This window comes from Devosia sp. CAU 1758 (assembly GCF_054482695.1).
Window position 1 is genome coordinate 263,740 of record NZ_JBTLRJ010000001.1, and the last position, 21,254, is coordinate 284,993.

At 62.2% G+C, this 21,254-nt stretch carries 20 protein-coding genes; 8 read left to right on the forward strand and 12 right to left on the reverse strand.

The genetic code is table 11. The annotated features are described in order from the left end of the window. The first annotated feature begins 1 nt into the window (after position 1). The 4 genes from ACXYMS_RS01290 (at position 2) to ACXYMS_RS01305 (ending at position 4,643) form a co-directional block, all read left to right on the forward strand. A complete protein-coding gene (locus ACXYMS_RS01290) occupies positions 2–1,105 on the forward strand; it encodes an ABC transporter ATP-binding protein (RefSeq protein WP_458903214.1) in 1,104 nt (367 codons plus the stop codon). 200 nt (positions 1,106–1,305) lie between these two features. Continuing rightward, the gene (locus ACXYMS_RS01295) at positions 1,306–2,709 is read left to right on the forward strand and encodes a CehA/McbA family metallohydrolase (RefSeq protein ID WP_458903215.1); all 1,404 of its coding nucleotides are present in this window, start codon (positions 1,306–1,308) and stop codon (positions 2,707–2,709) included. A gap of 3 nt (positions 2,710–2,712) precedes the next feature. Beyond that, complete coding sequence (locus ACXYMS_RS01300; protein WP_458903216.1) at positions 2,713–3,567, forward strand: sugar phosphate isomerase/epimerase family protein; 855 nt, start codon at positions 2,713–2,715, stop codon at positions 3,565–3,567. Then, positions 3,564–4,643, forward strand: coding sequence for a Gfo/Idh/MocA family protein (locus tag ACXYMS_RS01305; protein ID WP_458903217.1), 1,080 nt, complete (start codon positions 3,564–3,566; stop codon positions 4,641–4,643). Before ACXYMS_RS01300 ends, ACXYMS_RS01305 begins: the two co-directional genes overlap by 4 nt. Before the next feature lie 44 nt (positions 4,644–4,687). Here the strand turns inward: ACXYMS_RS01305 and ACXYMS_RS01310 are convergent, their stop codons facing one another. The 3 genes from ACXYMS_RS01310 to ACXYMS_RS01320 all read right to left on the reverse strand — a co-directional run bounded on the left by ACXYMS_RS01310 (position 4,688) and on the right by ACXYMS_RS01320 (position 8,927). Next, positions 4,688–5,437 carry a FadR/GntR family transcriptional regulator gene (locus ACXYMS_RS01310; RefSeq protein ID WP_458903218.1) on the reverse strand — a complete coding sequence of 250 codons (750 nt, stop codon included), beginning with the start codon at positions 5,435–5,437 and terminating at the stop codon, positions 4,688–4,690. After that, positions 5,434–7,395, reverse strand: coding sequence for an ABC transporter permease (locus tag ACXYMS_RS01315; RefSeq protein ID WP_458903219.1), 1,962 nt, complete (start codon positions 7,393–7,395; stop codon positions 5,434–5,436). Before ACXYMS_RS01315 ends, ACXYMS_RS01310 begins: the two co-directional genes overlap by 4 nt. 134 nt (positions 7,396–7,529) lie before the next feature. Beyond that, a complete protein-coding gene (locus ACXYMS_RS01320) occupies positions 7,530–8,927 on the reverse strand; it encodes an ABC transporter substrate-binding protein (protein WP_458903220.1) in 1,398 nt (465 codons plus the stop codon). Positions 8,928–9,311: 384 nt separating this feature from the next. On the opposite strand from ACXYMS_RS01320, the gene ACXYMS_RS01325 reads away from it, so the two are divergent. Further along, entirely contained in the window at positions 9,312–10,370 is a 1,059-nt protein-coding gene (locus ACXYMS_RS01325) for an ABC transporter ATP-binding protein (protein WP_458903221.1), read from the forward strand. 15 nt (positions 10,371–10,385) lie between these two features. Here ACXYMS_RS01325 and ACXYMS_RS01330 read toward each other — a convergent pair whose 3' ends face one another. From ACXYMS_RS01330 to ACXYMS_RS01355, 6 genes are read right to left on the reverse strand one after another with little or no spacing between them, the layout of a single operon-like run. Next, entirely contained in the window at positions 10,386–10,694 is a 309-nt protein-coding gene (locus ACXYMS_RS01330; RefSeq protein ID WP_458903222.1) for an ArsR/SmtB family transcription factor, read from the reverse strand. Between the two features lie 59 nt (positions 10,695–10,753). Next, on the reverse strand, positions 10,754–11,173 hold the full coding sequence (arsC, locus tag ACXYMS_RS01335; RefSeq protein ID WP_458903223.1) for an arsenate reductase (glutaredoxin): 420 nt from the start codon (positions 11,171–11,173) through the stop codon (positions 10,754–10,756). Next, complete coding sequence (gene arsB, locus ACXYMS_RS01340; RefSeq protein WP_458903224.1) at positions 11,170–12,222, reverse strand: ACR3 family arsenite efflux transporter; 1,053 nt, start codon at positions 12,220–12,222, stop codon at positions 11,170–11,172. Before arsB ends, arsC begins: the two co-directional genes overlap by 4 nt. Further along, positions 12,219–12,752 (reverse strand): arsenate reductase ArsC, encoded by a 534-nt coding sequence (locus ACXYMS_RS01345; protein WP_458903225.1) that lies wholly within the window; start codon positions 12,750–12,752, stop codon positions 12,219–12,221. The genes arsB and ACXYMS_RS01345 overlap by 4 nt, the downstream gene beginning before the upstream one ends. Beyond that, the gene (locus ACXYMS_RS01350) at positions 12,749–13,102 is read right to left on the reverse strand and encodes an ArsR/SmtB family transcription factor (protein WP_458903226.1); all 354 of its coding nucleotides are present in this window, start codon (positions 13,100–13,102) and stop codon (positions 12,749–12,751) included. The genes ACXYMS_RS01345 and ACXYMS_RS01350 overlap by 4 nt, the downstream gene beginning before the upstream one ends. A 59-nt stretch (positions 13,103–13,161) precedes the next feature. Then, a complete protein-coding gene (locus ACXYMS_RS01355) occupies positions 13,162–15,039 on the reverse strand; it encodes an ABC transporter ATP-binding protein (RefSeq protein ID WP_458903227.1) in 1,878 nt (625 codons plus the stop codon). A 99-nt stretch (positions 15,040–15,138) separates the two neighbouring features. Here ACXYMS_RS01355 and ACXYMS_RS01360 point away from each other — a divergent pair, with 99 nt between their 5' ends. Next, positions 15,139–15,507, forward strand: coding sequence for a VOC family protein (locus ACXYMS_RS01360; RefSeq protein WP_458903228.1), 369 nt, complete (start codon positions 15,139–15,141; stop codon positions 15,505–15,507). A 14-nt stretch (positions 15,508–15,521) separates the two neighbouring features. On the opposite strand, the gene ACXYMS_RS01365 is transcribed toward ACXYMS_RS01360, so the two are convergent. From ACXYMS_RS01365 to ilvA, 3 genes are all read right to left on the reverse strand, one after another. Further along, positions 15,522–16,226, reverse strand: coding sequence for a pyrimidine 5'-nucleotidase (locus ACXYMS_RS01365; protein WP_458903229.1), 705 nt, complete (start codon positions 16,224–16,226; stop codon positions 15,522–15,524). 80 nt (positions 16,227–16,306) lie between these two features. Then, positions 16,307–17,539, reverse strand: coding sequence for a hypothetical protein (locus ACXYMS_RS01370; RefSeq protein WP_458903230.1), 1,233 nt, complete (start codon positions 17,537–17,539; stop codon positions 16,307–16,309). A 174-nt stretch (positions 17,540–17,713) separates the two neighbouring features. After that, positions 17,714–19,231, reverse strand: a complete 1,518-nt coding sequence (ilvA, locus tag ACXYMS_RS01375; protein ID WP_458903231.1) for a threonine ammonia-lyase, biosynthetic — start codon at positions 19,229–19,231, stop codon at positions 17,714–17,716. 200 nt (positions 19,232–19,431) lie between these two features. Here ilvA and ACXYMS_RS01380 point away from each other — a divergent pair, with 200 nt between their 5' ends. Together ACXYMS_RS01380 and ACXYMS_RS01385 are read left to right on the forward strand one after the other, a co-directional pair. After that, on the forward strand, positions 19,432–19,665 hold the full coding sequence (locus ACXYMS_RS01380; RefSeq protein ID WP_458903232.1) for a hypothetical protein: 234 nt from the start codon (positions 19,432–19,434) through the stop codon (positions 19,663–19,665). Between the two features lie 85 nt (positions 19,666–19,750). Beyond that, positions 19,751–21,235: a DHA2 family efflux MFS transporter permease subunit gene (locus tag ACXYMS_RS01385; RefSeq protein ID WP_458903233.1), complete on the forward strand. Its 1,485-nt coding sequence runs from the start codon at positions 19,751–19,753 to the stop codon at positions 21,233–21,235. The last annotated feature ends 19 nt before the right edge of the window (positions 21,236–21,254 follow it).

Here is a 21,254-nt window from a genome sequence, read left to right on the forward strand (position 1 = left end):
TATGGCATCAGTTGAATTTCGGAACGTCACCAAGAGCTTCGGCGAGTTCAAGGCTGTCAGCGATGTCAGCTTCGATGTTGGCGACGGAGAGTTTGTCTGCCTGCTCGGTCCCTCGGGTTGTGGCAAGACCACCTCGCTGCGGATGATCGCCGGCCTTGAGACGCCCACATCCGGGCAGGTGCTGATCGCCGGCGAGGAGGTGACCCATTTCCACCCCAAGGACCGCAACATCGCCATGGTGTTCCAGGATTATGCGCTCTATCCGCATATGAACCTTTCGGACAATATCGCATATCCGCTGAAGGTGCGGGGCGAGGCCGTGGCCAGCCGGCATGGCCGGGCCAAGGAAGTGGCTGACGTGCTCAAGATCGGTCACCTGCTCGACCGGCTTCCCAGCCAGATTTCCGGCGGGCAGCAGCAACGCACGTCGCTGGCGCGGGCGCTGGTCTATCCGGCCAAGGTCTATTTGTTCGATGAGCCGCTATCGAACCTGGATGCCAAGCTCAGGCTCGAAGCTCGCGGCTTTCTCAACCATCTGCAGCGCGACATGGGGATGACGGCGGTCTATGTGACCCATGATCAGGCCGAGGCCATGGCGCTGGCCACGCGCATCGCGGTGATGGACCAGGGCCGCATCGTGCAATATGCCTCGCCCATCGAGATGTATCGCCGCCCCGCCACGACCTTTGTCGCCAATTTCGTCGGCAATCCGCCGATGAACCTGGTCGAAGTCGAGGGCGTGCAGGGCGATGGCAAGTTGCAACTTTCGGCCGACGGTCTGACTATTGCACCGCTGCCCATGACCGATGCCATCGGCAAGGCGCTCTCCGGCGGCAACAGACTGACGCTGGGCGTGCGGCCCGAACATCTGGCCATTGCCGCCGATGGCGCCGCCAACACCGTTACCGCGCCGCTGTTTGCCAATGAGAACATGGGCCCGGAAAGCCTGGTGACGCTCGATCGAGGCGACAATGCGCGGATCACGGCCCGAATTTTCACCGACGATCACCTCAACGTCGACAAGACCGTGACGCTGAGCTTTTCGGGCCAGCATGTGCATCTGTTCGATGGCGCGGGGAAACGCATCCCGGCTGTGGGGGAGTGAACGGCCGTGACGCGTCATGACCTCGACCATGTTTGATCTTGGTGGCGTCACGCCCTCCGCGCCGCCCTCGGGCCTGACCCGAGGGCCACTCCCTTCGTCGCCACTCTAGCCAGTGCTCCTCGGGTGGAGCCCGAGGACGGAACGGCACTTTTGCGATGCTGCAAGCGACTAAGACCCCATCAGCCATCCGGCCATAGCCCATGAAAACAATCACTGCCCACGTCACGCGCTCCGACCAGGCTGCCAATCCCTATTTCTACATCCCCTTCGATGTTCCCGAGGGGACGACCCGTATCGATGTGACGCTCAGCTATGCCAAGGCCGAGGATTGCATCGTGGATCTGGGGGCGTTCGATCCGCGCGACACAGGCTATCCGACACAGGAAGGGTTCCGGGGCTGGAGCGGAGGCGCGCGCGATCGCTTCTTCATTGCCAGTGATGACGCGACGCCTGGCTATGTGCATGGCGACATCCAGCCGGGCCGATGGAATGTGATTCTGGGGCTCTATCAGGTACCCGAGGCAGGGACGAACGTTACGGTGACGATCGCGCTCGACAGCGGGCCGCGCGCGCTTGCGCCGCAGCCGGCCCGGACCTTCCCGCTGCGCCATGGCGCAGGCTGGTACAAGGGCGACTTGCACTGTCACACCTTCCATTCCGATGCCAAGGGCTCGCCCGAACTCCTGCACGCGGCGGCGAAGCAGGCCGGGCTCGATTTTCTCGCCATTGCCGACCACAACACCATTACCCAGCGGCGCTACTTTCACCCGCAATCCTCGCCCGAGCTGGTATTCGTGCGCGCCATGGAGGTGACCACGGCTGTGGGTCACGCCAATGTCTATGGCGTGGATGACTGGATGGACTTCCGCATGACCAAGCCGTCGGACGCCCATGTACTGGAAAAGCTGATCCATGAAAAAGGCGGGCTGCTCTCGATCAATCACGACAAGCCGACCATTCCCTGGGACTATGAATTTCCGGCCGCCGACTGCCAGGAAGTCTGGCAATCGACCTGGCTGGCCTGGAACTGGATTGCTCTTGAGCGCTACCAGCGCCGTCTGGCTTCCGGCATGAAGCTTTCGGCCATCGGCGGGTCCGATTATCATCAGCCAGCCCGGCTGATGCCCGAGGGGCCGCTGGTGCTGGCGCGGCCCACCACGGTCCTGTTCCTCTCCGAGTTGAGCGAAGACGCCATCCTCGCGGCAATGAAGGCGGGGCTCGGCTATGTCACCGAAAGCCCGACGGGTCCGCATCTTGAAATGCGGGCAGGGGACATTGCGATGGGCGGAACGGCGGCCGAACTGCCCTCGGTCGACCTGGTTGTTCGGGGTGCAGCGGGCGACCGGCTGGTGCTCATCGATGCAAAGGGCCCCGTGGCCGATATCGAGATCACCGGCGAGGACTGGACCCAGACCATTGCCCTGGGCAAACCACAGGTATTCATCCGCGCCGAAATCATCGCTGTGGCCAGCCGCGCACGGTTGATCGCTGAATTTTCTGCCGCACTCGACGGGCGTGAACTCCCCTGGCAGCTCAAGGGCGCCGACCTCGCCGACCAACCGATCCGCCGGGCCCTCGGCAATCCCATCTATATCGGAGCGTAATCCATGCTTATCGCCAATGCGCCCTGCTCCTGGGGCATCACCTATCCGACCGGCAATGACTATAGCTGGCAAAACTATCTCGATGAGGTGGCGGCAGCCGGCTATCGCGGCACTGAGCTCGGGCCCTTCGGATTCCTGCCCAAGGACGCGGACCTGCTCAAGGCGGAGCTGGCGCAGCGCGACTTGGTCATGATCGGGGCGACCCATGTCCATACATTCAGCGACGCGGCGTCCGCGCCCGTCCTCATGCAGACTCTGAGGGACCTTTCATCGCTTCTGGTCTCGCTGGGCGCCAGGCATCTAGTGATCATGGATGAGAGCAATGCCTATCCAAAGGGGCAGGAAGGTGTGCTCGACGCCGACGGCTGGGCGGGCCTTATCCAGATGGTACGGGACGGGCAGGCGCTGGTCGAGGGCGAATATGGCCTCAAGCTCAGCTTCCATCCCCATATCGGCACCGCAATCGAGCGCGAAAGCCAGATCGATCTCCTGCTGTCCAGGACCGATATCGACCTCTGCTTCGATACCGGTCATCACGCCTTCTGGGACCAGGACCCGCTGGCCTATATGGAACGGGTATTTCCCCGGATCGCCTATATGCATCTCAAGAATGTCGACGGGGCGGTGCGCCGGCATGTGCTGGAGGGTGAGCTTTCGGTTGCCGACTCCTATGATGCAGGCGTGATGTGCCCGCTGCCCGACGGGGTGGTGGACATCCAGGCGGTGATGCGCCTGCTTGAAGCGCGCGGCTTTGCCGGCCCAATCGTGGTGGAGCAGGATATCGCTGCCGAAGCCAGAGAGACGCCGCTCGAGCTCGCCATCCGCAATCTTGCCTATATGAATGCCATCGCCAAATGACCCAGATCCTCAAAGTCGGCCTCATTGGCCTCGGTGAAGTCGCCCAGCTCATGCATCTGCCGCTCCTGGCCGATGATCAGCGTTTTGCCATCGCGGCTGTCACCGACGTGTCGCCGAGCCTGGTCGACCACATTGCCACCCGCTATGGCGTGCCCGCACGCCATACCGACGCGGCGGCCATCATCGCCGATCCGGGGCTCGATGCGGTTTTCATCCTCACGCCCGATCACCTTCATGCCGACCTGCTGGCAGAGGCGATCCGGTCCGGTAAGCATGTCTTTATCGAAAAGCCGGCCTGCCTGACTTCCGACCAGCTCCGCCCGATCCTCGATATTCCCCAGCGCCCCGGCCAGGTGGTGTTCGTGGGTTATATGCGGCGCTTCTCGCGGCCCTTTCTCGAGCTAAAGAAACGCCTGCCGCCGTTGGCCGATATCCGCCATGTCCGCATTCGCGACATTATCCGGGAAGCGCCCTTCTTCGTGGCCCAGACGCGCAACACCTTTCGGCCGGTCGACGTGCCAGCCGAGGTGATCGTGGAGGGGCGCAGCCGCACCCAATCCATGCTTCGCTCGGTGATGGGCGCGGATTGCCCGCCCGAAGCGCTGCGCGCCTATCAAGTGCTTACCGGCCTCTCGTCGCACAGCTTTTCGGCAATGCGGGACCTGTTGGGTCCGCCGAAGGGATGCCGCTATGCCGTGCAGCACAAGGGCGAGACGGTGATGGCCATATTCGACTACGGGCATTTCAGCGCGCTCTATGAGGCGGTGATTGACGATGTGTCCCGTTTCGACGCCGGCATTGAGGTGCTGACCCAGCACCAGCATTTCAGGATGAACTACGACACGCCCTATATCCGCAACTTGCCTACGCGCCTCGAGATCACCACCTCGAGCGACAGCGACACCGGCACTGAGATTTTCGGGCCGGTCTATGAGGATCCATTCCGCATCGAACTCGACGCCTTCCACGAGGCCGTCACCACCGGCGTGCCGAACCGCACCACGCTGGCGGACTCGCTGGAAGACCTCAATCTGTTCAAGGATGTTGCGCGGCACTTCCACCAGTCCCGGCAATAGCGGAGCGCAGCAAGGGTGGGATCGCCAGGTGCCGCAGCCTCCGCTTACAGCGGGGCCATGGCCCTGTTCTCGAAGGCCCTGACGCCCACCTGCAAGTGCGACTGCAGCGCGTATTGGTAGCGAATGCGGTCCCTGAGCTCCAGGGCATCGATCACGGCGGCGTGCTGCTCGTAGGTGTCGATGGTAAAGTCCTGCAATTCCTTGGCGCGTTCCATGATGCGGATGATGACCGGCTTCATGATGCGATAAACGTCGCAGACGGCGCGGTTTTCCAGGGTCGACACCAGCCGCAGGTGGAAGCGGAAGTCCATTTCGGACGCTTCTGCGATGGAGCTTGCAGCGCGCAATTGCTCGTTGATCTTACGCATCTCGGCAATATCGTCTGGCCGCATCTGGTCGAAGATGGCATCGACCGAGCCCACCTCGATCAGCTTGCGAAAGCCCTGGATGTCGTTGAACGTGCGCCGCGAAATATCGAGGGTGTTGAACGAGAACAGGTCCAGCGCCCGCTCCATCCGGTCATCGACGATGATGGCGCCGATCTTGGGACGCACCGAGACGATGCCATAGGCCTTCATGATGCGCATGGCTTCGCGCACCGTGTTCCGACTGGCCTGGAAGCGCTCGCATAACTCCCGCTCGGTCGGAAGGCTGTCGCCTACACCCAGGCCGCCATCGGAAATGAGCGCGCGAATGTTGAGCACCATGGCATCAACTGCGGAGGGGATCGAACTGCGCACAATGGCGTCATTGAGCGCACTGGCGGACGATCTCCTCCGCGATGCATCCTTCATCCCTTGACGGCTCCGACTGTCAGCCCCTCGGAGAGGAACCGCTGGGCATAGACATAGAGTATAGCCACCGGAATGGCCGTCAGCAGCGAAGCCGCCATCAGCTTGCCCCATGGCAGGATGTCGCCGACCACCAGCGATTGCAGCCCGATAGGCAGGGTGCGCAGGGATTCACTGGTGATGAAGACGAAGGCAAACAGGAACTCGTTCCACGCATTGGTAAAGGCGAACAGCGTCACCGACAGGATGGCGGGCGCCGCAAGTGGCAGGGTGATACGCCAGAAAATGTAGAGCCGGCTGGCACCATCGATCCGCGCGGCCTCTTCAAGTTCGACCGGGATGGACCTGAAATAACCCATTAGCACCCAGGTCGCGAAAGGCAACAGGAATGTCGGATAGGTGATGATCAGCGCCGTATGGCTATTGATGACGCCCATGGTGGTCAGGGTCTGGTAAAGCGGAATGAACAGTAGCGTACCGGGCAGGAGATAGGTGATGAGCAGCAGCGTGGTCAGAAGGCCGGCGCCCCTGAATCGTAGCCGCGACAGCGCATAGGCCGCGAGCGAGGCCAGGGCCACCGAAACCAGTGTACTCGCCGCCGCGACGAAGACCGAGTTCATCAGCCAGGTGAGGAACGGGGTCTCGCGCACCAGGGCGGTGTACTGGTCGAAAGTGGCCGGTTCGGGCCAGAAGATCGAGCGGCGTTCGCTGATCTGCGTCGTGGTCTTCAGCGACGTGGTGATGATCCAGTAGAAGGGGAAGAGTACAAAGATCAGCAACGGGGCCAGCACCAGGAGACGCGCCATTGGGCCGGCATTGGACCGCGCCTGCTGCTTGAAAATGGGTTGCAAGGGGGATCGGCCGGTGGCGACGCGCACCTTGCGCACCCCCCATTCGAGCCCGGCAAAGATCAGCTGGATCGGCAGGAAGACCAGGTCGATGACGATATTGACCAGCCAGGTGCCGCCGGCCAGCAGGCGGTCGGCAAAGCCGGGGCCGCGTTCGGACGCGCCATCGCGCTTGTCGTCATGCCGCATGAAGCGGGCCAGCAGCCAGATCAGGATGGCCATGAGCGGCGCGACCGAGAAGGCGATGGCGATGCCGGGGCCATATTGCAGCGAGCCGAGGGCCTTTTCATAGGCGAGGATCGAATAGAGCTTGGTGGCCCCGCTCGGTCCGCCACCGGTCATCAGGAAGGGCAGGCCGAACTGGTTGAAGGTGGAAATGAAGGAGAGCAGCAGGGTGACCACGATGACGTAGCGCAGGCCGGGCAGGGTGACATTGCGGAAACGCTGGACGGCATTGGCGCCATCGACCTGGGCGGCCTCGATCTGCTCGCGGTCGATGGCCTTGAGCCCGGCCAGCAGCAGCAACACGAAGAAAGGGATGCCTTTCCACACATTGACCGAGATGATGCTGCCCATGGCCATGTTCGGGTCGGACAGCCAGCCCATGGGGCGATCGATGATTCCGGCGCCCTGCAGGATCGGGTTGAGACCACCGAACATGGGATCGTAGATGCTCTTCCAGGCCAGGGCCGTGACGATCTCCGGCACGATCCATGGCAGGAGCATGATGCCGCTCAAGAGGCTGCGGAAGGGTAGGCGGCTATTGAGGATCAGCGCCACAGTCATGCCGACCACGAATTTGAGTAGCAGCGACCAGAAAGTGAACTGGATGGTGTTCTGCATGGACTGCAGGAAGTCGCTGGACGTCCACAGACGCTGGTAATTGCGCAGCCCGACATCGGTGGTTTCGCCGGTGAGAAAGTTGAGCGAGGTGGTGCTGATGAAGATGGCGCTGACGAAGGGCCAGAAAATCAGCAGGCCCATGATCAGGACCAGGGGCAGGACAAACATGTAGCCGACCCGCCAGTCGCGGCCAAACAGGTTTTCCAGACGCTTCTTGCGGGTATACCGCGGCTGTGCCGACGCTGCCGTCAGGCTCATCCGATCTTCCATGCCTACACTCCATCGGGCCTATCCGCCCGGTCGAATCGAGAAACTGGCCTGCGCGGCCGCTGGGCGGCACAGGCATTGGTCGGTCGATATACGCGACGGGGCAGGTGAGCCTGCCCCGTCGCTGCCTGTGAAGGCTACATGATGCCGCCTTCTTCGAAGATCTGGACGATCTTGTTGTGCGCGTCGGTCACCGCTTCCTGCGACGTCATGCGGCCGGCGATCACATTGCCCATCGACTGTTCCAGCACGCCCTGGGCGCGAATAGCGTCGATCTGCGCGGCCGGCTGGGCCGGCCAGGAGGCGCCGATGAAAGGCTCGGGCACACTCACCTGGTCCTTGATGATCGCAAAGTTCGGATCGGCCGCGATCAGTTCGTCGGTCCACAGGTTTTCATAGGCCGGCATGAACAGGCCACCGGCAACGGCCGACATCGGGGTGAAGTTGGCCGGATCGAGCAGGTCAAGCGCCAATTGCTTGGCGAGGTCAACGTTCGGTGCGCCCTTGAAGATGGTCAGCCAGCCGCCAACGGCGCCGCCGTCACGGCTGTCGCCATTATTGGCATTGGGCTGGCGCAGCAGGACCGTGCCCGGGAAGACCGGGTTGTTGTCGCGCTTTGCCGCAGCATAGACCGAGAAGGCATTGTGGGTGTAGCCGATGCTGCCCGCCAGATAGGCCTCGTTGTTGGAGATGTCACCCCAGCTTTCAACGCCCGGCGGCAGCATGGCCGCATATTTGCCATTGCGGTCGTAGGTTTCGCGGACGAACTCATAGGCCGCCACGGTTTCGGGCGAGTCGAATTCGACCTTGGTACCGGTTTCGTCGGTGAAGTGGCCGCCAAAGGCGTTGAGAATGCCCGAAGCCACGCCCCAGCCGTCGCCGGACTGGTTGACCGTCAGGCCCCAGCCCCAGAATTCATTGTCCGGATCGGAGATGGCAAGGGCTGCCTCGCGGCGCTTTTCCCAGGTGTCCAGGGTCTGCGGGTCAATGCCCTTTTCCGCCAGCTTGTCGCCGCGGAAGAAGGTGCCGGTGGTGTTGGCGATGAAGGGCACAGCCATCCACTTGCCGTCGATCATGCCGATCTTTTCGGCATTGATGCCCTGCATCACATTGCCATAGCGGGCGATGGCTTGCTCGACCACGTCGCTGACGTCTTCGAGCAGGCCCAGAAGGTGCATCTGCGGAATGGAGACGTTGCTGGTATAGGCCAGGTCAGGCGGGTTGCCGGCGCGCACGGCAGCCGACATCTTGCCCAGGAAGTCGCCGAAGGATTCCGGATTGGTGGTCGAGATGTCGAGCTCGGCATTGTTGGCGCTGGCGAACTTGGTCACCGTGTCGCGGAACAGGTTCTGGGCCGCCTCGAAATATTCGGTACGATGAATGACCGTGAGCTTGCCGGCGGCGCCCTGCGGCAGTTCTAGCTCGGGCGCGGCATCCTGTGCAGAGGCCGACAGGCCATTGCTCGCGGCCCAAAGACCGATGCCTGCGGCACCGCCGCTCCGCAAAATATCGCGGCGATTAAATTTGTTCATCATGCTTCCATCTCCTCCTTTTGGCACATGGCTAAGCGCTCGCGAACCCATTGGGTGGGTGTGAAAAATCCATCGCAATGCGCCTCGACCTCCCCATGTAAGCGAGCCTCCCTGCTCCCTTACGCGTTCCCCCACCAAGTGTCTTTTGTCCCATCATTGGCGGTGAATGGCAGAGAATTAGAACTGGTTTACCAAAAGAGTCAAACCTTTTGTCCTACAAAAGACTTGATGAGGCTTTGCCCGGGCATTAGACAAAGATCATGACGCGGTTGTCGCGCATGTTGCCAGGGAGGGCGGCAGGCGCATTTCAGAGCATCGCGCGCTAGACCAATGGGCTCTGCCATTTCCGGCAGGCGGTGGGTCATCGACCATTGAGGGGAGGTAGTTATGGGTGCCGTGACGATCAGAAATGTTCGCAAGAACTATGGCAGCCTGGAAGTGCTGCACGGGGTATCCATTGACATTGCGGATGGCGAATTCGTCATCCTGGTCGGGCCGTCGGGCTGTGGAAAATCGACGCTGCTGCGCATGATTGCAGGGCTGGAGGACATTACCGGCGGCGAGATCGAAATCGCCGGCATGGTGGTCAACGACCTCGCGCCCAAGGATCGCGATATCGCCATGGTGTTCCAGTCCTATGCGCTCTATCCGCATATGACGGTGGAAGAGAACATGGCCTTCTCGCTGCGCCTGGCCCGGGTGCCGAAGGAGGAAACCAGGGCCCGCGTCGCCAACGCCGCCGCGATTCTGGGTCTTGATACCTATCTCGAGCGCTATCCGCGGCATCTGTCCGGGGGGCAGCGCCAGCGCGTCGCCATGGGGCGCGCGATCGTGCGCAATCCGCGGGTGTTCCTGTTCGACGAACCTCTGAGCAACCTGGACGCCAAGCTTCGGGTGCAGATGCGCAGCGAGATCAAGCTCAACCACCAGCGCCTCAAGACCACCACGGTCTATGTGACCCACGACCAGATCGAGGCCATGACCATGGCCGACCGGATCGTGGTCATGCATGCGGGCAATATTGAGCAGATCGGCACGCCGCTGGAGCTTTACGACCACCCGGCCAATCTGTTCGTGGCAGGATTCATCGGCTCACCGGCCATGAACATTGTCGGCGGCTCCATTGCCGGAAATCAGTTCCGCTTTGCCGAGGGTACCAGCATCGAACTGGGCGCCCTGCCACCCGGCGTCAAGGATGGACCCATAACCCTGGGCGTGCGCCCGGAGCATATGCGGCTTGATCCCAAGGGAGCCATGGCAGAAGTCGTCGTCATCGAACCGACCGGTTCGGAAACTCAGGTAACCCTGCGGCTGGGTGGACATGACCTGGTCGGCGTATTCCGGGAGCGCATCAGCGCCAGCCCGGGCCAGTCAATCGGCATCGCCTTCGATGACAAACTGCTGCACCTGTTCGATGTGAATAGCGGGAAGCGAATTTTGCGCTGAACTGGGCGGCTCGCCCTAAGGAGCCGGCCCGGCATCTTCCATGGCGTGGTCCAGCATGTCGGTGAGCATGCGGGCGATGTGATCGTCGGCGGTTTCGTAGAGCACCTGCTTGTTGCGGCGGGTGAAGCGAACGAGACGGGCGGCGCGGAGCAGGCGCAGGTGGTGGCTGACCAGGGACGGGCTGGCTCCGATGGCATTGGCGATGTCGCCAACAGCGATCGGGCCGTCCAAACAGGTCAGCACGATCTTGAGCCGCGTCGGGTCGCCCAGCAGCCGATAGGTTTCGGCGATGACGGTCAGGTGATGGTCTTCGGGCAGGGGCACGGGTGCGTCCGGTTGACTGGCTGCCCTGATTGGTAGGGCGCTTTGCCCGGTTTGACCAGTCAGATGCGGTTGCCCTCCGCGTCAATGACCACTTCGCCGTCCTCCTTGGCAAAGGGAATGCCGAGAGCCTCGGGCAGGATGTCGAGCACGATTTCGGACGGGCGGCAGAGGCGCACGCCATGGCTTGTTTCGACAAAGGGGCGGTTGATGAGGATGGGATTGGCCAGCATGGCCTCTACCAGTTCAGCGTCGGAAAGGGCCGGGTTGTCGAGGCCGAGTTCGAGATAGGGCGTGTCCTTGACACGGATGGCATCGCGTACCGAAAGGCCGGCCCGCTCGATCAGCTCTTCTAGGCGATCACGTCGGGGCGGATTTTCGACATAAAGGATCACCTCGGGTTCGATACCGGCGCCCCGTATCATAGCAAGCGTGTTGCGCGAGGTGCCGCAATCGGGATTGTGGAGGATCGTCACGGTCATTGGGCGGTCTTGCTTTTTGCGGATACGCCGTTGCGTTCATACCAGTTTCGGCTGTTGTTGACGATCCACACCAGCGACAGCATGACCGGAACCTCGACCAGCACGCCAACCACGGTGGCCAAAGCGGCGCCTGAATGGAGGCCGAAAAGACTGATGGCGGTGGCGACGGCCAGTTCGAAGAAGTTTGAGGCGCCGATCAGCGCCGAGGGGCCGGCAACGCAGTGCTGTTCGCCCGAGAAACGATTGAGCAGATAGGCGAAGCCGAAGATGAAATAGGCCTGGATGGTGATCGGCACGGCCAGCAGCAGGATGACCAGGGGCTGGGCGATGATCTGCTCGCCCTGAAAGCCGAACAGCAACACCAGGGTCGCCAGCAGTGCACCAATGGATAGGGGCTGTATGGACTTGAGCAGCGCGTCGAGACGAGCTGTGCTGGTGCCTTCGAGCAGGACAGCTCGCAGCACTTGCGAGATAATCACAGGGATGATGATGTAGAGGCCAGCCGAAAGCAGCAGCGTGTCCCAGGGCACAGTGATGGCCGAAAGCCCGAGCAGCAGGGCGACGATGGGAGCAAAGGCGACGACCATGATGGCGTCGTTGAGTGCCACCTGGCTCAGGGTAAAGACTGGCTCGCCGCGCGTCAGATTGGACCAGACGAAGACCATGGCCGTGCAGGGCGCCGCTCCCAGGATGATGAGGCCGGCAATATAGGCGTCGATTTCCATTTCGGGCAGGAGCGGGCGGAACAGCCAGCCGATGAAGACCCAGCCCAGGACCGCCATGGAGAAGGGCTTGATGGCCCAATTGGCAATCAGCGTCACGCCAATGCCGCGCCAGTGCTGGCCGACCTGCGTCAGGGCGCGGAAGTCGATGCGCAGCAGCATGGGAATGATCATCAGCCAGATCAGTACAGCGACAGGCAGATTGACCTTCGCAACCTCCAATGCAGCCAGACCGGCAAACAAATCGGGCAGGAACTGGCCGAGTGCGATACCGGCAATGATGCAAAGGGCGACCCAGAGAGTCAGGTAGCGTTCAAAAATAGTCACGAAGCAAGACTTTCATTATTCCCGCCGGTGGCGCCATCGAGCTTGCCAATATCCTTGAGCTTGTTCTGCAGCGACATGCGGTCGATGGTGGCGAGCGGCAGGGCAGCAAAGGCGTTGATGCGGTTGCGCAGGAACCGGGCGGCGTCGCGGAAGGCGCTGACCTTGTCGATCTCGCTGCCTTCGACTGCTGCCGGGTCTTCGACACCCCAATGGGCGGTCATCGGCTGGCCAGGCCAGAACGGGCAGGCCTCGCCCGCGGCATTGTCACAGACGGTGAAGACGAAATCGAGCTTGGGCGCCTCAGGCGCCGCGAATTCATCCCAGGACTTGGATCGATAGCCGTCGGTCGGCAGACCCAATTCGTCGAGCGTGTGCAGCGCCAGGGGATGGACTTCACCCTTGGGATGGCTGCCTGCCGAATAGGCCTTGAAGGCGCCGCCGGGCACGGCGTTCATCAGTGCTTCGCCCAGGATAGAGCGGGCCGAATTGCCGGTACAGAGGAACAGGACATTGTAGGTCTTGGTGGTCATTGGCGAACCTCCTCAGGGGCGCAGCAGGGGCTGATGTCGGCAATCAACGGGGTGCAGAGTTCGGGGCGGCCGCCGCAGCAATCATTGACCAGGTAACCCATGACTTCGCGCATGCGGTCGATCTCGGCTCGATAGGTGATGGTGCGGCCCTGGCGCTCCGCGCTCAGCAGGCCGACGCGGGTCAGCAGCGCCAGATGGCTCGACATGGTGTTCTGCGGCACGGCGAGCTGTCGCGCGATTTCGCCTGCAGGTAGGCCATGCGGCTCGTGTTCGACCAGAAGGCGAAAGGCGGCGAGGCGCGAGGGCTGGGCGAGGGCCGAGAGGGCGTCAATGACATTGATATCATCCATATATCGAGATTTATCGATATATTGTGACGGAGGCAAGACGGCGGGGGCGTTTTGCTATTCTATCGATACCCGGCCGCCTGCAGCTCAAACAATTCAGAGTACCGCCCCTTGAGGGCGACGAGCTGTTCGTGGGTGCCGGCTTCGAGGATGGCGCCATTGTCGAGCACCAGAATGCGGTCGGCCATGCGCACAGTCGAGAAGCGGTGCGAGATGATGACGGCGGTCTTGCCCACGGCAAGGCCCTTGAAGCGGGCGAAGACCTCGGCCTCGGCCTTGGCGTCGAGGGCGGCGGTGGGTTCGTCGAGGATAATCAGTTCGGCGTCGCGCATATAGGCGCGGGCGATGGCGACCTTCTGCCATTCGCCGCCGGACAGGTCGCGGCCCGCCTTGAACAGGCGCCCCAATTGCTGGTCATAGCCCTTGGGCAGTTTGGCAATGACCCCATAGGCCAGGCTCTGTTCTGCGGCAAGATCGATGCGGGCCTGGTCTTCGCGCGCCTCGATGCGTCCCACCCCGATATTGTCGCGGGCGGAAAAGCTGTAACGGATGAAATCCTGGAAGATGACGCCGACATGGGCATGGATGTCGCGCGGGGCCATATCCTTGAGATCGACGCCATCGATGGTAATGCGGCCCTCGCTGGGGTCGTAGAGGCGGGTAAGGAGCTTCACGATGGTGGTCTTGCCCGCGCCGTTCTCTCCGACCAGCGCCAGCGTCTCGCCGGCTGGCAGGGTGAAGGAGAGATTTCGCACGACCCAGCTCTCGGTCTCGGGATAGCGGAAGCCGACATTGTCGAAGACGATGCCTGCGCTGATTGGCGCAGGGAAGGATTTGGGATTGCCCGGTGGCAGCACGGTTGGCTCGATCTCGAAGAAGGAAAAGAGATCGTCCAGGTACATGGACTGCCCGGCAATGGCGGTCAAGCCGAGCAGGATGCGCTGGAACAGGCCATTGAGCCTCAGGAATGAGCCGGAGAGAAAGGCCAGGTCACCCAGGGTAAAATCGCCGATGATCGTGCGCCAGACGATGAAGGCATAGGCGGCGTAATAGGCCAGGCTCGCTATGGCTGCAAAGACCGCGCCCCAGCCAGCCCTGAGCGTAGCGACGCGGCGGTTCTCGAGGAAGATCTGATGCGCCAGCCGCTTGAAGCGAGTGATGAGATAATCTCCCAGACCAAAGAGCTTGACCTCTTTGGCGGTCTCGGCGCTGGCCCCAACATGGCGAAGATATTCCAACTCGCGCCGTTCCGGCGTGCGCCAGCGGCTCAGGGAATAGGCCAGTGTATTGAAGCGGCTCTCGCCCCAGACCGAAGGCAGGAAGCTGATGGGCAGGAGAAGAATCAACCAGGGGGCGTAGAAGAACAGACCTGCCGCAAGGGTCATGACGGTGATGATGTCCTGGGCCTGCCCGAACATTTGGCTCAAGAGCGCATTGCGGCCGGCGGCCTGGCGGCGGGCCCGCTCCAGCCGGTCCTGATATTCGGCGCTTTCGAAATGCTGCAGGTCGAGCCGGGCGGCATGGGCCATCAGTTCAACGCTGACCTGGTTGGAGTGGAGCTCGGAAAGGACGGAATCGACCAGCCCCGTCACGCGGGCGATGACGTCATTGGCCAGAACCAGCGCCAGTTCGAGCGCCAGGAAGCCGATCATGGGGTTGAGCAGGCCTGCTTCGAACCAGTCGAGAAGGCCGGGGCCGGGCGGGGTGAGGGCCGAGAGGCGCACCACTTCGTCAACGATCAGCTTGGCGGCATAGAGCACGGCGACCGGTTGCAATGACGCCACCAGCCGCAGGCCAATGCTGGCGCCGGTCAGGAAGCGGCTGGTGCGCCAGATCTGCGCGACCAACCGCCCCAGATGGGCAAGATTGTCGAACTGATCGCGGAAGGTCGGGCTGGTTTCGGGAATGGGCGGCGGGCGCCGGCCGGGAAGGTCACTCATGGCGCCAATGTAGCCAGTTTCAGCGGAGGCAGGAATAGAATCGGCGCAACTTCGATCCCGCGCCGGCGTTGAACAGCAGGTCGGGGAGAAGGATCAAAAATGCTCAAGGACAAGGACAGTTCGGCCATAATTGCCGTTTCCGATATCGAGCGGGCCAAGGCGTTTTACCGGGACACGCTGGAGCTCGAACTGAGCGATGACAACGATCGAGTGCTCGTGCTCAAGACTGGTGCGACCAATTTGGTGGTTTATGTCTCAGAGTTTGCCGGTAGCAACAAGGCCAACGCGGTCGTCTGGAGTGTCGGCGAGGAAATCGATGCAATTGTCGACCGGCTCCGGGGCAAGGGGGTCGCGTTCGAGCGCTATGAGGGTATGGACTTCGCTGACGGAATTCATCGCGACGGCACGTTCCGCGCGGCTTGGTTCAAAGATCCGGACGGCAACATTCTGCACTTCAACAACATGTAGGTGAGCTGGCCGCCTCAGGGCAGGTTGCGCAGGAAACCGGCGAGATCGGCGGTCACATGGTGGACATGGGGTCCGGTGGAGCGGCCCAGTTCCCAGGCCTCGACCTGTTCGTGGGCGAAGTCGGCGCCGGCGACCACCTGAACCGTTGCCATGCCGACCTCATGGGGCACGACCAGGTTCTTTTCGAGATCATCGAACATGATGGCGCGGGTCGGATCGATGCCATGACGTGTAAAAAAGCCATCATAGGCGGCGCGGTGCGGCTTGGGCAGGTAGGTCATGGCGCGGATATCGTGCACATGTTCGAACAGGTGATCACCCCCGAGCCGCGTCAGCACCGAGCGGGCATGGCCGGTATCGCCATTGGTGAGGATGAACTTGCGTCCGGGCAGGGCGGCAATGGCCCCGACAAGGTCTGGATGCGGATCGACGGGCGAATAGTCGATGGCGTGGACGGTGTTGAGGAAATGATCGGGGTCGATGGCATGGCGCTGCATCAGCCCGTTCAGCGTGGTGCCGAAATCACGGTAATAAGTTTTCTGCAGGTCTCGAGCGCTGGCAAAATCGAGCGCAGTCACATCCATCACGTAATGGGTGATGCGGGTGTCGATCTGGGCGAACAGATTGCACTCACGCGGATAGAGGGTGTTATCGAGGTCGAACACCCATTCGGTGACGTGGTCGAGGCTGGTGCTGGCGAGCAGGGATGGCGCGGTCATGGGGCCTTTGTGGCACAAAAGGATGAAAGCTTCACCAGCCGAGCGGCGAGGCGGGACCCCAAGGGCCCCGCCTGCTGTTACTATTTGGCCTTCTGGTTGGCGGTCACCGTCAGGCCCAGCGCCTGGATCAGGCTGGCCGGGTTGGATGCAGCGGCGGCCAGGACCAGCAGGCTGGTCGGCGAGGCCGGCTTGACGGCGGCTTCAAGGCTCTGCGGATCATCGAGGAATTCCGAGGCGGGCGGCACCACCAGGTCGACCAGCGCGGGAATGCCGCTTTCGCTGATCATCACGGGCAACATGGCCTTGATACCTTCCACGAAACTGGCGCGATCGGCGCCGGACTTGGCGGCGAACATGTCGAGCAGCTTGCCGGCCAGCGAGGCGTCGTCATAGCGGATCGCAACGCCGGAAATGGTCATCGCCTGGGCGATTTCCATGCCGGCCATCATCTGCTGGGCCTGGGCTTCCTCGCTGGTGGGGTCGAGGTCGGAATTCTGCATGGCATAGAGCTTGTCGAGCATGGCCGGGGTGAAGCCAGAAATGTCGGCGGTGAAGTTGATCGCGCCGATATCGGCGAAATCGAACAGAAACTCGTCGATCACCACATTGCCGTCGGCCAAGGTCCAGTTCATCGACTGGGTGATATTGCCCGAGATATTGGTGAGACCGAGCGCAACGATGACCGCGCCGGCCTCGGGCTCTTCCTCGCCCACCGTGCTCAGGTCAGCCCAGATATTGGAGACGGCCAGGGTCGATGTCACTGATTCAAGTGCATCGTCGCTGTCATAGGTGAATTCGGACGCCGCTTCCATGCCATCGACCTTGATGACTTCGACGCCGTCGCGGGTCACGGTCAATGGGCCGGCGGCCATGCGACCCACGATCTGCAGCAAAGCCTCGGCGCTGATGTCGCCCTGGGGCGGCAGCCAGATGTCTTCGGCAACCATGTCCACCAGGGTCAGGTGGCCGACATGTTCGTCGCCAAATTCCAGGTCGATATCCGGAACGGTGAGGCTGTCGGCAAAATAGCTGCCATCGTCGTTCTCTACGACCCCAGCAAAGGTCAGCTCAGTATCGAGCACCATGGGCTCTTCATCCGCGCCGGCCGCTGTGACGGTCACACCGTCCACGATGACGGTATCGCCGGAGAGCGTTGCTGCGCCAAAGCTCATGTCAAGGCCCATGGCCTTGTAAACCGACTCCATGCGATCCACGAAGGTCTCGGCGTCCAGCGCCAGGGCGGGCTGCATGAGCGCGAGAGTGGCCAGCCCCGTGGCGGCCAGCAGGCTGGTGGTCTTGATCGTCCTGATCATCTGGTGTTTCCCTCGAAATGATTTGCGCGCGGCTGGAGCACCCCAGTTCCGCGCGTCGTCTTTGCAGATTGCCCCTTGCAGGGGCAAATGCAATGCCCTCGTGGCGGAAATAGGTCGGATCGCTTTAGACGCGGTATATTTCAGCTAAATGTCATTTCCGCGTCGGGGCTGAAATCATTCCAGATCGAGAAACTGCCGATAAGCGGGGTTTTCGGTTTCATCCCAATAGGGAAAGCCGATAGCGTCAATGTGGGCGAAGAAATCGGTGCGGGTCTCTTCCGGCACTTCGATACCCACCAGCACGCGGCCATAGTCGGCGCCGTGATTGCGATAATGGAACAGCGAGATGTTCCACGCATCGTTCAAACCCTCGAGGAATTTGAGCAGGGCGCCGGGGCGTTCGGGGAACTGGAAACGGAACACCATCTCCTTGCTGAGGCCGGCGGCCCGCCCGCCCACCATATGCCGCATATGGAGCTTTGCGACCTCATTGTCCGTCAGGTCCAGCACGCCTAGCCCATTGGCCTCGAGCATGGCGATGATGTCGTGCTTTTCGCCATCGCCGCCAGCAAGCTTGATGCCCACGAAGATGCGGGCGCTGGCGCTCTGGGCGTAGCGGTAATTGAACTCGGTGATGGCGCGGCTGCCGATCAGCCGGATGAAGGCACGATAGGAGCCGGGGCGTTCGGGGATGGTAACGGCGAGGAGCGCCTCGGCCCGCTCGCCGATTTCGGCGCGCTCGGCCACATAGCGCAGTCGGTCGAAATTGACATTGGCGCCAGAATTGATGGCGATCAGCGCGCCCTCGGGAGCATTGCCGCTCTCGATCTCGCGCCTGAGACCGGCCAGTGCCAGCGCGCCGGCCGGCTCGGTGATGGCACGGTGGTCATCGAAAATATCCTTGATGGCGGCGCAGATCTCGTCGGCGGTGACGGTGACGATGTCGTCGAGCAGGTCGCGGCAGAGCCGAAAGGTCTCCTCGCCCACCTGGCGCACGGCGACACCATCGGCAAACAGCCCCACCTGGTCGAGCGGCACGGGTTTCCCGGCCGCAATTGCCGCCTTCATGCTGGCGGCCTCCTCGGGTTCAACACCAATGACCCGGATTTCGGGGCGGAGGAACTTGACGAAACTGGCTATGCCGGCGGCGAGACCCCCGCCGCCGACGGGCACATAGATGGCGCCAATCGGTTCGGGATGCTGGCGCATCAGTTCAAGGCCCACCGTGCCCTGTCCGGCGATGACGTCGGGATCGTCGAAGGGATGCACGAACACATAGCCATGGCGCTCCGCCAGCCCGGCGGCATGGGTGCGGGCGGCGTCAAAACCGTCGCCAAACAAAACCACTTCGCCCCCCAGGCGCCTCACGGCATTGACCTTGATGCTGGGCGTGCTGGTGGGCATGACGATCACGGATCGGATGCCGAGGCGCGTGGCCGAAAGGGCGACGCCCTGGGCGTGATTGCCGGCCGACGCGCAGATGACGCCGCGGGCGCGTTCCGCGGCAGACAGATGCACGATGCGGTTATGGGCGCCACGAATCTTGAAGGAAAAGACCGGCTGCAAATCCTCGCGCTTGACCAGGATGGTGTGCCCCAGCCGCGCCGAGAGCAGTTCCATCTTTTCGAGCGGGGTCTGTACGGCAACCTCATAGACCGAGGAGGTCAGGATCTTGCGGACATAGTCGGTCATCGGGGCAGTCTCTGGCGCTGTCTTGTCTCGGGCGTGATGGACGCCTGCTGACGACAAATGTCAATTGCGCCGGCTATCGGCTGGTGTCGCGGAGCGCGAGTTTGGAACATTCGGACACGGACGGTTTTGTGGCGTAGATGGTGACAGTTCTCACCGCCAGTGCGAGTCTCTTGCATTGCCGGACATCCAAAGGATCAAAAGTGGCGACGCTTTATTACGTGCAGGGCTTTCGACAGAAGGGCCGGACGCTGGAAGCCGATCCGCCGCAGCAATCGAAAACGCCGGAGGCCGCCATTGCCTCGGCAGAGCGCATTGCGCCGATGCGGGCCGGAGTCTGGGCCTATTCGGCCAATGTCGATGTCGAGGCGGACACCTATGATGATCCCCAGGTCCTGTTCAGGGCGGGCATTCTGCCCGAGGGTGTGGCGGACTGAGATTGTGGTCCGGCCATAGTGAGCGATTTTTTCTGCAGTTTGAATTGGGCCGTGTTGGCCCATTCCCATGTCCTGAGGAATTTGCATGTCCACTTATGAGGCCGGTGCCACCGTGCCGCCCGATCCGCGTCGATGGTTGTCGCTGGCGATCCTCCTCATTGCCAATTTCATGAACCTGATCGACGTCACCATCGTCAATGTGGCGCTGCCCTCGATGCGGGAGAACCTGGGCGCCAGCAATGCGCAGATTGAATGGGTGGTGGCCGCCTATGTGCTTGCCTTTGCGCTGGGGCTGCTGCCCTTTGGGCGGCTGGGCGACATTGTGGGGCGCACGCGGATGTTCCTTCTCGGGGTCACCGCATTCACGTTGGCCTCGGCGCTGTGCGGTATGGCCGGCTCTATCGAGATGCTGATCGGCGCGCGCGTATTGCAGGGACTGGGCGGGGCGATGATGACGCCGCAGGTGCTGGCCATTGCCACGGTCACCTTCCCGCCGCAGGAGCGCGGGCAGGCCTTCTCGCTGTTCGGGCTTTCGGCCGGGTTGGCCTCGGTCTGTGGGCCGATCCTGGGCGGTATTCTCATCGACGCGCAATTGTTCGGCATGGACTGGCAGCCGATCTTCCTTGTCAATATTCCCATCGGCATTGCCGCGCTGGTGGCCGGTTGGCTGCTGATCCCGCGCCTGCCAGGCCACAAATCACTCAGCAATGACTATGTCGGCATCGTGCTGTTCGGACTGGGCATCGTGGCCGTGGTGTTTCCCATCATCGAGGGGCGTGAATTGGATTGGCCGGCCTGGAGCTTTGTCATGATGGTAGCCGGCGTGCTGCTGCTGGGACTTTTCTATGCCTGGCAACGACAGCGGGCGCGGGCGGGCCAGCCGCAATTGCTCAATTACGACCTCTTGCGCAATCGCGACTACATGTTCGGAGCGTTCGTCGTCACCATCTTCGCCTCGGGCATACCGGGCCTATTCATGGTCATCTCGCTCCTCCTGCAGTCCGGTTTCGGCTTCTCGCCCTTGCAGTCCGGGCTGACCAATCTGCCGTTTTCCATTGGCGTGCTGATCGCCTCCTTCATTGCCGGGCGGTTCGGCTCGCATTTTCTGCGCAGCCGGCTCGCGGCTGCGGGGGGAATGGTCGCATTTGGCATTGGCTGGCTGCATTTCGTCATTGCCGACACGGGTAGCAGCATCGACCCCTGGAGTTTCCTGTTGCCGTTGCTGATTGCCGGGGTAGGGCTGGGTACGGGTTTTTCCTCGCTGTTCCAACTGGTGTTGCGGGTGGTGCCCTCGCGCGACGCCGGCGCCGGGTCGGGGGCATTGCAGGCCTTCCAGCAAGTGGGCGGCGCGCTGGGCGTGGCGCTGGTCGGGCAAATCTTCTTTTCCCAGCTGGCTGCCAATTTCGCTGCCGGGAACGATCCTCAGGCGGCCTTTGGCGACGCTGCGGCGCTGGCCATGTGGTATCAGGTGATCTCGTTCGGCCTGGTGCTGGCTCTGGCCTTTGTGTTCAGGGGCAATGACCAGCAGAAGCAGGGGCAGCCCGCCACGCCGGCATCGCTGGAAGTCTAGGATCAATGGCCGCCCCCGG